General features: G+C 33.3%; 9 protein-coding genes. 7 read left to right on the top strand and 2 right to left on the bottom strand.

The annotated features are described in order from the left end of the window. Position 1: 1 nt before the first annotated feature. The 6 genes from DMB65_RS13735 to DMB65_RS13710 all read left to right on the top strand — a co-directional run bounded on the left by DMB65_RS13735 (position 2) and on the right by DMB65_RS13710 (position 7,091). Complete coding sequence (locus DMB65_RS13735) at positions 2-1,993, top strand: DUF3857 domain-containing protein (protein WP_110307214.1); 1,992 nt, start codon at positions 2-4, stop codon at positions 1,991-1,993. Positions 1,994-1,995: 2 nt separating this feature from the next. After that, a complete protein-coding gene (locus DMB65_RS13730) occupies positions 1,996-2,322 on the top strand; it encodes a nucleotide pyrophosphohydrolase (protein ID WP_012022600.1) in 327 nt (108 codons plus the stop codon). 134 nt (positions 2,323-2,456) lie between these two features. Beyond that, positions 2,457-3,680, top strand: coding sequence for a 3-phosphoshikimate 1-carboxyvinyltransferase (gene aroA, locus DMB65_RS13725; RefSeq protein ID WP_110307213.1), 1,224 nt, complete (start codon positions 2,457-2,459; stop codon positions 3,678-3,680). 355 nt (positions 3,681-4,035) lie between these two features. Next, entirely contained in the window at positions 4,036-5,085 is a 1,050-nt protein-coding gene (gene queA / locus DMB65_RS13720) for a tRNA preQ1(34) S-adenosylmethionine ribosyltransferase-isomerase QueA (protein WP_110307212.1), read from the top strand. A 180-nt stretch (positions 5,086-5,265) separates the two neighbouring features. Next, the gene (kynU, locus tag DMB65_RS13715) at positions 5,266-6,540 is read left to right on the top strand and encodes a kynureninase (protein WP_110307211.1); all 1,275 of its coding nucleotides are present in this window, start codon (positions 5,266-5,268) and stop codon (positions 6,538-6,540) included. Between the two features lie 116 nt (positions 6,541-6,656). Then, positions 6,657-7,091 carry a YMGG-like glycine zipper-containing protein gene (locus tag DMB65_RS13710; RefSeq protein ID WP_110307210.1) on the top strand — a complete coding sequence of 145 codons (435 nt, stop codon included), beginning with the start codon at positions 6,657-6,659 and terminating at the stop codon, positions 7,089-7,091. A 68-nt stretch (positions 7,092-7,159) separates the two neighbouring features. Here the strand turns inward: DMB65_RS13710 and DMB65_RS13705 are convergent, their stop codons facing one another. Both DMB65_RS13705 and DMB65_RS13700 read right to left on the bottom strand, forming a co-directional pair. Beyond that, positions 7,160-8,953 carry a hypothetical protein gene (locus tag DMB65_RS13705; RefSeq protein ID WP_110307209.1) on the bottom strand — a complete coding sequence of 598 codons (1,794 nt, stop codon included), beginning with the start codon at positions 8,951-8,953 and terminating at the stop codon, positions 7,160-7,162. Positions 8,954-9,032: 79 nt separating this feature from the next. Further along, a complete protein-coding gene (locus tag DMB65_RS13700; protein ID WP_110307208.1) occupies positions 9,033-10,589 on the bottom strand; it encodes a hypothetical protein in 1,557 nt (518 codons plus the stop codon). 115 nt (positions 10,590-10,704) lie between these two features. Between DMB65_RS13700 and DMB65_RS13695 the strand changes: the two genes are divergently transcribed. Further along, positions 10,705-13,095 (top strand): penicillin acylase family protein, encoded by a 2,391-nt coding sequence (locus DMB65_RS13695; protein ID WP_110307207.1) that lies wholly within the window; start codon positions 10,705-10,707, stop codon positions 13,093-13,095. The last annotated feature ends 14 nt before the right edge of the window (positions 13,096-13,109 follow it).

The following is a 13,109-nucleotide window of genomic DNA, read 5'->3' as shown; positions in this document are numbered from 1 at the left end:
AATGACATTGCGTACAATAGTTATTTCAATAGTATTCATTTTTGTTTTTATTAAGACAAAAGCCCAGAATTACGAGTTAGGTAAAGTAACGATTGCTGAATTGGAAGAAAAATTTAACCCCAAAGATACTACAGCTCCTGCAACAATATTATTTAAAAAAGGGAGGACTTTTTTTACGTATAATCTAAAAAGCGGTTTTTCGGCAAATAACGTTTATGAATTTAAAATTAAAATTTATAAAAAAGAAGGACTCAGCTGGGCTAACCAAAAGGTACGATTTTATGTAGGATATGAAGATCTGGATAAGGATAAGGTAGAATTTTCTGACGCGGTAACGTACAATCTTGAAAAGGGATCAATTGTTAAAACAAAACTCAATAATCAGGGAGAGTTTAAGAAAAACGTAAACAAATACTGGAACGAAAGAATTATTACGCTCCCTAACGTTAAAGTTGGTTCTGTCATAGAATATAAATATATTCTGAAATCAGAGAATATTGTTAAACTTCCGGATTTTGACATTCAATACAGGATTCCTGTAAACTATTTCGAATACAAAACAGAAATTCCTGAGTATTATATTTATAAACCAATTTTAATTGGAAACCTGCCTGTAGAATCAGATTTTAAATTAGCCAGCGGTAACCAAAATTATGAAAATGAATATAACCAAAGCAGAACATTGACATATACTCAGATTAATTCCTTTTACTCGGGCAGGAATATTCCGGCTTTGGTTGATGAACCGTATATAAATAATGTAGAGAATTACAAAGGATCTATTAATCAGGAGCTGGAAAGGGTTCGCATGCCGGAACAGCCTGTTAAAGATTATTCGGTTACTTGGGAAGGTGTTGCAACAACAATTTTTAAGGAACAAAAATTCGGAAAAGAACTTACCGAGTTTAATTTTTTAGCAGAGGATGTAAAGCGCTTATTGACCAATGTAGCATCACAAAACGAAAAAATAAATACTATTTTTCAATTCGTTCAAAACAAAATGAATTGGAATGAAGAAAATGGTTATTATACTGATGTAGGTGTTATAAAAGCATATACTGCTCAAACCGGTAATGTAGCCGAAATCAATTTTATTTTAATCAATATGTTGAAATTGGGCGGAATAGTTGCTAATCCGGTTTTGGTAAGTACATTAGAAAATGGCGTACCTGTTTATCCAACAAGAACAGGTTTTAATTATGTTATTGCTGCAGCTGAAATTGATGGAAAGCAAATACTGCTGGATGCTTCTCATAAATTTACAACACCAGGGATTTTGCCTTTAAATGTTTTAAACTGGAAAGGAAGACTTATTAAAAAAGACGGAACTTCAGAAGAAATAGATCTAAATCCTCAAAATGTATCCATTGAAGCTTCTAATGTATTGGCAAAAATAGATAGTTCTGGAAAGATCAAAGGAACAATCAGAGTACAGAAAACAAAATATGAAGCATACAATTTCAGGATTCGTAATACCAATAAAAATCTCGAAAATTATCTTGAAACATTAGAGGAAAAATTAGGAGGAGTGAAAATTTCAGATTATACTGCAGAAAATAAAAATGCAAAATTTTCAGATCCGGTTCTTGAAACATTTAATTTTGTAACAGATAATCAATCAGAAATCATAGGAGGTAAAATATTTATTAATCCTTTATTGTTTTTTACAAAATCCAAAAATCCTTTTACTCAGGAAAAAAGACAAATGGCTATTTATTTTGGATATCCATTACAGGAAAAAATCAATTTGAGCTTACAAATTCCTGATGGATATAGCGTAGAATCAATGCCCAAGCCTGTACGTATCTCGTCTGAAGATAAACAAATAGTATTTTTATTGAATATTGCGAATGAACAAAACAATATTCAAATAACCAGTTCAAGAGAAATAAACAAGAGTACTTTTGCAGCAGATGAATATGAAGTCTTAAAAAATCTTTTTCAGAAAGCGATTATAAGCCAAAATGAAAAAATTGTTCTTAAAAAAATATAACAATGGATTTAAAAAATGCCCAGCTTGACGTAGACACCTGGATAAAGGAACACGGTGTCCGCTACTTTAATGAATTAACCAATATGGCTCAGCTTACAGAAGAAGTAGGTGAAGTTGCCCGGATAATTGCCCGCAGATACGGGGAACAATCCGAAAAAGAAAGTGATAAAAATAAAGATTTAGGCGAAGAACTGGCTGATGTTGTCTTTGTGGTTTTATGTTTAGCCAATCAAACCGGTATTGATTTGCAGGCTGCTTTTGACAAAAAAATGGATTTAAAGTCGGTTCGCGATAAGGATCGCCATAAAAACAACGATAAATTAAAATAATTGTGAAATATCACTCATAAGTTTTGAATTATGAGTTTTGAATTTTGAATTATGAACAGGGAGTGGTAAATTGCGAGCCTGAATTACGGTTCTAATCATTCCTAATTCATAATTTACAACTTACAATTAAAAAAATGAATTTATTACTTCAAACCAATCATAAAAATTTACAAGGTCAAATTGCAGTTACAGGATCAAAAAGCGAAACCAATCGTTTATTATTGTTAAAGGCGCTGTTTCCAAATATAACACTTGCCAATACTTCTAATTCTGATGACAGCGAGGTAATGCAAAAAGCCCTTGTAGGTAGTGACAGGATTGTAGATATTCATCACGCCGGAACAGCAATGAGATTCTTAACAGCATATTTTGCTGTTAACGAAGGGAGCGAAGTAGTGATGACAGGTTCAGGCAGAATGCAGGAACGCCCCATTAAAATTCTCGTGGAAGCTTTGGCACAGTTGGGAGTTGAAATATCTTATGAAAAAGAAGAAGGATATCCGCCAATCAGAATCAAAGGAAAAAAAGTGACCGCTTCAAAAGTAACTTTGGCAGCAAATGTAAGCAGTCAGTATATTTCGGCACTTTTATTAGTGGCTTCAAAATTAGAAAATGGTTTAGAACTTACATTAGAAGGAGAAATTACCTCGGTTCCTTATATCAAAATGACTTTGGCTTTACTGAATGATCTGGATATTCAAACCAGTTTTGAAGGAAATGTAATTAAAGTTTACCCAAAAGAAACTGTTGTTTCCAAAGCAATGGTAGTAGAATCTGACTGGAGTTCTGCTTCCTATTTCTTTAGCCTGGTTGCTTTGGCTGATACAGCATCTATAACTTTGAGCAGTTATAAAGAAAATAGTTTGCAGGGAGATTCTGCATTGGTTTCTATTTATGAAAAAATGGGTGTTAAAACTGCTTTCGAGGGAAATAGAATGACTTTGGTAAAACAGCCAGATTTTAAATTAGAAACCGTAAATTTTGATCTGAATAACACTCCTGATATTGCACAAACTATTGTGGTAACCTGTTTAGGTTTAGGAATTGGCTGTCATTTAACAGGACTACACACTTTAAAAATCAAAGAAACAGACAGACTTGAGGCTCTTAGAATAGAGCTTACAAAATTAGGAGCCAATATTTCGGTAACCAATGATAGTCTGACTTTAGATCTTTCTGATACAATTAATCAAAATGTGAAAATTGCAACTTATAATGATCACCGTATGGCGATGGCATTTGCTCCTTTAGCATTAAAAGTGCCAATTATTATCGAAAATGCCGAGGTAGTTTCAAAATCATATCCGGATTTTTGGAATGATTTAAAAGAATTAAATTTTAAAATATCAGAACTGTAAAGTTTTTGAAACATATAAGTTATATAAGTTCATTTAAGCTGAATCTCTAAATGTTGAACTTTAAAATAAATTGCCTCCAGTTTCAACAGGAGGTTTTTTTATGATTGGTTTTTCGGCTTTAGGCAAACAAAAAGCACGCAGTAATATTCAAGAATTCAAATTAAATGAACTTATATAACTTATATGGTAGAAAAAAACGTTTTCGATGTAGCTGAAACATCACTAAATCAACGACTTTTGAAAATAAACAGTAAAACACTTGACAACGCCTATCTCACAATCGTATATTTGCAGGCGATTTAAATTTTTAGATACATAAATCTAAAATAGATATTTTAAAATCTTATATTCCAATATGAAATTATCACACTTCAATTTCAATTTACCGAAAGAACTTTTAGCAGAATTTCCAGCAGAAAACAGAGATGAGTCTCGTTTAATGGTAATCGACCGAAAAAAACAAACAATAGAACATAAAATGTTTAAGGATGTTATCAATTATTTTGATGACGGAGACGTTTTGATACTTAACAATACAAAAGTTTTTCCTGCCCGTTTGTATGGAAACAAAGAAAAAACAGGCGCAAGAATTGAAGTTTTCTTATTGAGAGAATTAAATTCTGAGCAACGTCTTTGGGATGTTTTGGTTGATCCGGCACGTAAAATCAGAATTGGTAACAAACTTTATTTTGGTGATGATGATTCATTAGTTGCTGAGGTAATTGATAACACAACTTCTCGTGGAAGAACCTTACGTTTTTTATATGACGGTTCTTATGAAGAATTCAGAAATAAACTGACAGAATTGGGAGAAACTCCAATTCCGAAATACATCAACAGAGAGGTTACTGCTGAAGATGCAGAAAGATACCAGACTATTTACGCAAAAGAAGAAGGAGCTGTAGCAGCACCAACTGCTGGTTTACATTTCTCAAAACATCTTTTGAAAAAACTGGAAATAAAAGGTGTAAATTTTGCAGAAGTAACACTTCACGTTGGTCTTGGTACTTTTAACCCAGTTGAGGTTGAAGATTTATCAAAACACAAAATGGATTCTGAGGAGTTGATCATTAAACAGGAAGCCTGTGATATTGTGAATGAAGCAAAAGGAAAGAAAAAACGTATTTGTGCTGTTGGGACTACTTCAATGCGTGCTATCGAAAGTTCTGTGTCTTCACAAAGTACTTTAAATCCATATGAAGGATGGACAAATAAATTTATTTTTCCTCCTCATGATTTTAGCATTGCAAATTGCATGATTACAAACTTCCATACCCCAAAATCAACATTATTAATGATGATTTCAGCTTTTTGTGGACATGATTTAATGAAAAAAGCATATGATGAAGCAATCAAAGAAGGATACAAGTTTTACTCTTACGGAGATGCCATGTTAATTCTTTAATCGGAATTAATTTTCAATATATGAACCCGATAGTTTTTTAGAAACTGTCGGGTTTTCTGGTTTTAATGGTTTCATGTTTCATGTTCGAGGTTTCACGTTAGAAGGCAACTTTAAACTTGAAACCTGAAAATTCAAACAAACCAAACAAAATTTGTTATTTTAGCATTCAAAACAAAAACAATGACTTTTCAAAATACACGCGAATTCGCAAAACAACTCGATTCACAAGATCTTTTAAATCACTATCAGGATCAATTTATTTTTCCTAAAGTAAATGGCAAGCGTGTTATTTATTTTACAGGAAACTCTTTAGGATTACAGCCAAAAAGAACCAAATCCTATATTGATGAAATAATGAATGACTGGGCAGGTCTTGCAGTAGAAGGTCATTTTTATGCTGAAAAACCATGGTGGGATTATCAGGAGCGGTTTCCCGAACCTTTGAGTAAAATTGTTGGCGCACTGCCTTCAGAAATAACGGTTATGAATACTTTGACCGTAAACCTTCACTTACTGATGGTATCTTTTTATCAGCCAACACAAACACGGTATAAAATTATCTGTGAGGAAAAAGCATTTCCATCCGATCAGTATATGTTTCAGAGTCAGGTAGATTTTCACGGGTATAAACCGGAAGATGCAATCGTAGAGATTAAACGCAGAGAAGGGGAACACAATATTCGTCTTGAAGATGTACTGGCAAAAATCGAAGAAGTGGGGGAGGAACTGGCATTAGTTTTAATTGGAGGCGTAAATTATTATACAGGACAGGTTTTTGATATTAAAACTATTACAGCAGCCGGACATAAGGCTGGTGCAAAAGTAGGCTGGGATTTGGCACACGCAGCCGGAAATATTAAATTAGAACTTCATGACTGGAATGTAGATTTTGCTGCCTGGTGCAGTTATAAATACATGAATTCAGGACCGGGAAATGCTTCCGGTTGTTTTGTTCACGAAAAACATCATAATGCTGATTTGCCAAGATTTGCAGGATGGTGGGGACACAATAAAGAGCGTCGTTTTAAAATGGAGCCTGATTTCGATCCTGTAAAAGGTGCAGGAGGCTGGCAGATTAGTAATTTACCGGTACTTTCATTGGCTCCTTATTTAGCTTCTGTAGAAATGTTTGCCGAAGTTGGAATGGATGCTTTAATTGCAAAACGGGATCAGATTACATCGTACCTGGAATTTATTCTTCATGAAATTGATAAGGAGGTAGATAGTACTTTCGAAATTATTACACCTTCAAATCCTGCAGAAAGAGCATGTCAGCTATCTGTTTTTTTACACGGAGAAGGAAGAAACCTATTTGATTATTTAATGAAAAACGGAGTGATTACAGACTGGCGTGAGCCAAATGTGATTCGTCTGGCACCAGTTCCTTTGTATTGTTCTTTTGAAGATATGTATGATTTTGGTCAAATACTTAAAAAAGGAATTTTAGGGAAGTAAGTATTTTTCATATAAAGTGCCTAACTTTTAATTTTATAAACTTTTAGAAAAATGTTGTAATAATATGCTCTCAGGATATTCTGTAATTTGTAGTGTACAATTTAAAAATTACCATCATGAAAGGCTTATTATTAGCAGCAATATTTTTAGTTTCTTGTCAAAATCAAGATAAAGAAGCCATAGATAAAGCAAAACAAGCCAGTATCGATTCGATGAAAATTGAAATAAAGAAGCAAAGATTCATTGATTCAATGAAAACCGAGACGGCTAATCTGGAAGAAGAAAAAACAAAATCGGAAGCTCAAAAAGAAAAAGCTCAAAAAGTGGTTTTAGTACAGCAAGATGGAACAACTACCGTAGCCACTGCTAAAAAGAAAGACTGGAGTACTACTGCCAAAGGTGCTGTAATTGGAGCTGGTGTTGGTGCTATAACAGGCGCAGTAGTCAGCAAGAAAAAAGGTGAGGGTGCTATTATTGGAGGTTTGGCGGGAGCAGCCATAGGAACGGGTACGGGAGCTATTATTGACAGTGAGAAAAAGAAAAAGGAATAATCTTAAATAATACAAAAGCCCCGGATTCAAATTGTGAGTCCGGGGCTTTAAGTTTAGCATTTTTAGGATTAGATTTTAATCTGAGTCAATGCTGTTTTATACAATTCAAGTTCGTTTTTTATTAGGCTTTTTTCGTTTTTAAAATAAAATGTTGAGTCCAGTAAGTTTTGATAATAAGCTATTCCGTCAAAAAGATTACTTTTAAAAGTATTCCATTTTTTAAGCTGTGAAACAGTCATTTCTTCAGTAATATTTTCAATTTCATTTCTAAAATAATCAATATACATTTTCAATTCTTTGATAAAGATATTAGGACGGGTAGCATTTCTCAAAATAGATTTATTTCCATAAATGTGCTGTAACATATCCTTGAGTGGAACTTCCTGATCAAAATAAGCCATATTAGGTCCTGGACAAATTACAACACCCTGTGCCTGTCCTTTTATTTGGATATCATTTTCTAAATAAGCAGCATTTGCCAAACCAACACACAAACAGGACTTTTCGGTGATTTTGATTTTACTTTTTTCAAATTCCTGAATGGATATGCTATCTTTCCTGTTTTCTAATTCTTCCAGCTTTATATCCTGATATTTTTTAGCTGCTGTACAAATTCCCTGTGAATCGTATTCCTTGCTTAGTGCTAAAAACTTCTTGGGACATGAACTTCCGGCTTTGTTTTCCTGAATACGTTTCTGCCTGAAAAATTCATTGCTTGTTCCTTTTAAAGTATTAAAAGGAACCCCCAAGGGTGAAATATTACTCAGATAAAAATCATCTTCTTTAGCATTTATCAATAAATTTCGGGTCACTATGTCGACAGAAGTAGCTTCCGGTACCAATAAAAAAGGCGAACCCCATCCCACGGAATCAACTTTATATTCGTCTAATAAAAACTCATGTTCTTCTGAAGTTCCGACACCACCCTGAACTGTAATTTTAATGGCTAAAGGTTTTTCAGGAAAATGCATGTTTTTTTGTTGTAGTGCTTTTACCATTAAGTCATAGGCTGACTGAATTAATTGTCCTTTTTTTTGTTTGAATTCTTCCAGAATAGTACCTATTAAAAACCCGTCGGTAGCAAAGGCATGACCACCGCAGTTCAATCCGGATTCAATTCTGTATTCGGATACCCAAAGTCCCTTTTTAGCTAAAAAATTCCCCTGAATCATTGCTGATCGAAAATCACTGACCTTTAAAGTGATTTTTTTTCGTAGCCGATTGTTTTCATCAGGAAAAAAATCACTGAAATTTTCAAAATAACTGTATAACCTGGGATTCATTCCGGCCGAAAGAACAACAGAAGATTCAAGATTGCTGTTTGCAAAACCTCTTAAAGCCGCATGAGCATCATTGAATTCAACAGGAAGTTGTTTATTTTTGACGAAATTATCTTTGTCAAGTTTGGTCATGATGTTTACGTCTATTTCTCCGGGGAAAAGATGTGATTCAATATAGTTTTGAATGTTATCTCTGAATGAAATTCCGTCTTCAAGCAAATTCTGAAAACCTTTTTTGATGTCAGACGTATTGGGAAGCATTGATATAAAATTATCCAATGCTGTTCTGCTTTCGGCTATTTCGGCTTTAAAATTTTCAAATTTTTGCTTTACAATTTTATCAACTAAATTCAGGTAAGATGTAATTCTTTCGGCGCGATAATCATGTAACTTTTGCGTTATTTCTTCATATGGAATATTGAATTTAGTACTGTAAAAATTACGCATCTTCTCAATTAAATCGTCATCAGCAATCGAAATTACAGAGGAAATGCCATATTGTGCCACCCGAATTGGACTGTCAATAGTATATGCGAGTCCCATAACCGGAATATGGAAAGTATGTAAAGGTGTTTTTTTCATTTGTCTTGAATTAAAATAAAGACAAATGAAAAGAAATATTTTATTTAAAAACCTGATAATTGTCAGGAATTGCATTTGTCTAAATCAATATCTTCTTTAGGGATTCAGCGATGCATCTCCATAAAAAATTATAAAATGATTTTTCCTGAATCCGTTTTAGTGCAACATTGGCGGTTTTAGTTTTGTCTTTCGAATCATTTTTGACAATAAGATTAACGATAGCGCTTTTTAGTTTGGCTTCTTTTTCAGGATTTTTCTTTTTATAAAGCGTTACTTTTAGATCATCATAATTCAGCGATGCATTGCCTTTTGCGGTATCATCATTCCCATAAAAATTAAAACGATAGTTATTAAATACTCCTGTAAAGGAAGCATTCAGGTAAGGCTTACTGAATCTTCCCATTGCCGCAACATCAAAATTGGTAATAAAGCCCTGAATATGAAAACTGTCTTTTTTATTCAAAACATTAAAACTCCAGTCGACATTTAGTGGCGAAGATTTCATGAAAATACAATTCACTTTTATCTTAATATCATTTGTTTTTTTTAGGCCAAAACCACTTTGAAGGTTTGTAGCCTGTAAGTTAAGTTTATCAAAATTTAAAATTCCTGGACCTTTAGAAAAATCGATTTCTTCTTCATAAACCAATTTTGAGTTTAAAACCTGTAAAGTGTCAGTTTGAAGCGTAAACTTCATGTTTCGTAATAAATGATTATAAAGATATTTTTTGCTTAAATCGTTTTTTGGCATTTTACCCCGATAAATGTTAGCGTCAAAATGATGTATTACGACCGAATTTGCCTTGAAGAAAAAACGGTCGTTTTTAAATCCCCAGTTCATTTTCGCCACTAGGGCTGAATCAAATTTCAGGGTATAAATATCCTTTTCCTTGTCTAAACGCTTAACAAAATCAGGTCGTTTAAATTGTGGGAGATGAGAGAAATTGTTAATTTTTAAAAAGTTTTTTTCAGTACGGATTTTTCCAATAGTAATATGATAAAAAGCACTTGGTCTGTAGAATAAATTATTCATGACCAGAGCATAATTTTTATAATGAAGCGGAATTTTTTCGTTTAAGGTTGCATAGGTTATTAAAATCCCTTCTAGTTTAAAGATGATTTTTTTAACGCTGAAAATTGTTTTTTGAGAATCTAAAGAAACAACATCAATTGTACCGTCATTTAGATAAATATTCGAAACGGCTATTATTTTTCGGAAAGGATCTACAATTTCACTATTAATACTTTTACTGTTATTCAAAAGTTTTTCTCCTTTTTTGTATAAAATAACACGGGGTTTATTGATAATAATACTTTTCGCCTGAATTACATCACGAAAAACCAGATCCAAAATATTAAAATGTTTTACTGTTATGGATTCTATTTTAGAGAAAAGACCATTTTTGCTGTCCTTTGGCTGTTTTTTTGGACTTACTAATAAGGTTTGGACATAAATATTCCCTGAAAAAAGAGAAACTTCAATTTTTTCATAATTGATGTTGTAAGCAGTGTCGTTTTTCTTATGGATAATGACCGGCAATTGTTTTTTAATCCAATAATTGAAGCCAATATTGATTAAAATGACAAACATAAAGACTGAAATGATACTGATTGCTATTTTTTTATAGATTGACATTTATCATATTGGTTTTAAATACATAAATTTAGCTTTTAAAAAGCAACAGTCTTTATATGATTATCTCGTTTAGTTATATTATTGCTGAATCATTTTTATTCGTTATCCTTTTGATATGAGAAAAATTAAAAAATTCCTATTGATCTTATTAGCCTTTATTACTGTTGTAAGCATCATTTTGTGTGCATATATTTTTCATTTAAAACCAACATATGAAGGCGAATTGGAGTTGAAAAATATTCAGAATCAAACTACGGTTTATTTTGATGAATACGGTATACCACATATTTATGCCAATTCTGAAAAAGATGCCATGACCGCTTTAGGTTATGTTCATGCACAGGAAAGGTTATGGCAGATGGAATTGCTGCGCAGAATTGCTCCAGGCAGATTGTCAGAAATTTTCGGATCAGTTGCACTTAAGAATGATAAATTTTTCGCAGGAATCGGAATTGAGGAAGCTTCGGCTAAAGCGATCGAAAAACTCGATAAAACCAGTGCAAGCTACCAATTGACATTGGCTTATCTTGATGGAATTAATCAGTATTTAGAAGAAGGCATTACGCCAATTGAGTTTACACTTGTTGGTGTCAAAAAAGAAAAATTTACCATTAAAGATGTTTATAACATTTTTGGGTACATGGCTTTTAGTTTTGCAATGGCGCAAAAAACAGATCCGCTTCTGACCGATATTAAAAATAAATATGGAGCAGCTTATTTGAAAGATTTAGGTATTGAAGGCGAATTCAATACCACACAAATCAAAATTTCAAAACAGAATAGCCAGGAATATGCAGGAATTTCAAAATCGGTTGCTTCATTACTGGATAAATCACCAATTCCGCCTTTTATTGGGAGCAACAGTTGGGTAGCCGGACCTGCTAAAACAAAAAGTGGCAAAGTTATTTTTGCCAATGACCCGCATATCGGGTTTTCGCAACCATGTACTTGGTATGAAGCTCATTTGGTAACAGCTGAACATGAATTATACGGTTTTTATTTAGCAGGAACGCCATTTCCGTTATTGGCTCACAATCGGAATTATGCTTACGGCTTAACCATGTTTATGAATGATGATATTGATTTTTATAAAGAAAAAAACAAAACAGGAAATTCTGATCTGTATCAAACACCAACAGGTTTTGCCGCTTATGAAACCAGACAGAAAACAATAAAAGTAAAAGACAGTTCAGATCTGATTTTGACAGTTAAATCAACTAGGCACGGTCCAATTATGAATGATTTGCTGGAACGACTTGATGAAAAAAATCCAATTGCAATGTCCTGGATTTTTACCCAGCAGCCCATTCAGATTCTGGATGCAGTTTACGGTCTTTCGCATGCTAAAAATAAAGATAGTTTTAAAAAAGCTGCTGAATTAGTGGCTGCACCCGGATTGAATGTAATGTACGGAGACGCCAAAGGAAATGTGGCCTGGTGGGCAACGGGAAAATTATATAAACACAACAAAGAGGCAAATTCACATTTCATTTTAGACGGCTCAACAGGCAAAGATGATATTGTAGAATATTTAGAATTCTCGAAAAACCCGTCTTCTGAGAATCCAAAATGGGGCTATGTGTACTCTGCAAATAATCAGCCGCAAGCAGTTGAGGGTTATTTGTATCCGGGATATTATCTGCCTGAGGATCGTGCTAAAAGAATTTCTGCCTTAATGGATGGAAAATCAAACTGGGATAAAGAAGCGATTAGCAAAATGATTTATGATAATACATCGGATGTTGCTGTTGAAGTGGCTCGGAATTTAATCTTAAATATTGATCTTAATTCAATTTCTGCAAAAGAAAAAGAAGCTGTGAGTGTTTTAAAATCATGGAAAGGAACTACTAATGTGGAAGATATAGCACCAACGATTTATAACAAATGGATTTATCTGTATTTGAGAAATACGTTTGAGGATGAAATGGGAGAAGATAATTTTAATTTGTTCTTGGGAGTTTCACTTGGAAAACAGGTTATTGCCAGGCAGATTAAAAATGAAAATTCGGTTTGGTGGGATAATATCAAAACTAAGCATGTAAAAGAAACCAGAAAAGATATTGTTTCCAAATCATTTCACCAGACTATTGCATCCCTTCAGAAACAATTAGGGAACACAATTTCTGACTGGACATGGGGAGAAGTACATACAATAGAACACGAACATCCTTTAGGGAAAGTAGCAGCTTTAAGAAGATTATTCAATGTTGGGCCTTTCGCTGCTCCGGGATCAAATGAGGTAATTAACAATCAGTTTTTTGGATATAATGATGAAGGTAAATATTATGTAAAAGGAGGGCCATCAACAAGAAGAGTTGTTGATTTTTCGGATATAGAAAACAGCTGGAGCATATTACCAACCGGACAATCCGGAAATCCGTTCAGTAAACATTACGATGATCAGGCAGAAATGTATAATGCTGGAAAATTCAGAAAAATGAAACTGAATAAAGAGGAGATTTTAAAAACTTCGACTAAATTAGTTTTTAACCCGAAAACCAAATAGTTTTGATCTGTACT

Source organism: Flavobacterium cheongpyeongense (genome assembly GCF_003202435.1).
GTDB classification, from domain to species: domain Bacteria; phylum Bacteroidota; class Bacteroidia; order Flavobacteriales; family Flavobacteriaceae; genus Flavobacterium; species Flavobacterium cheongpyeongense.
This window is presented reverse-complemented; position numbering and strand designations above follow the sequence as displayed.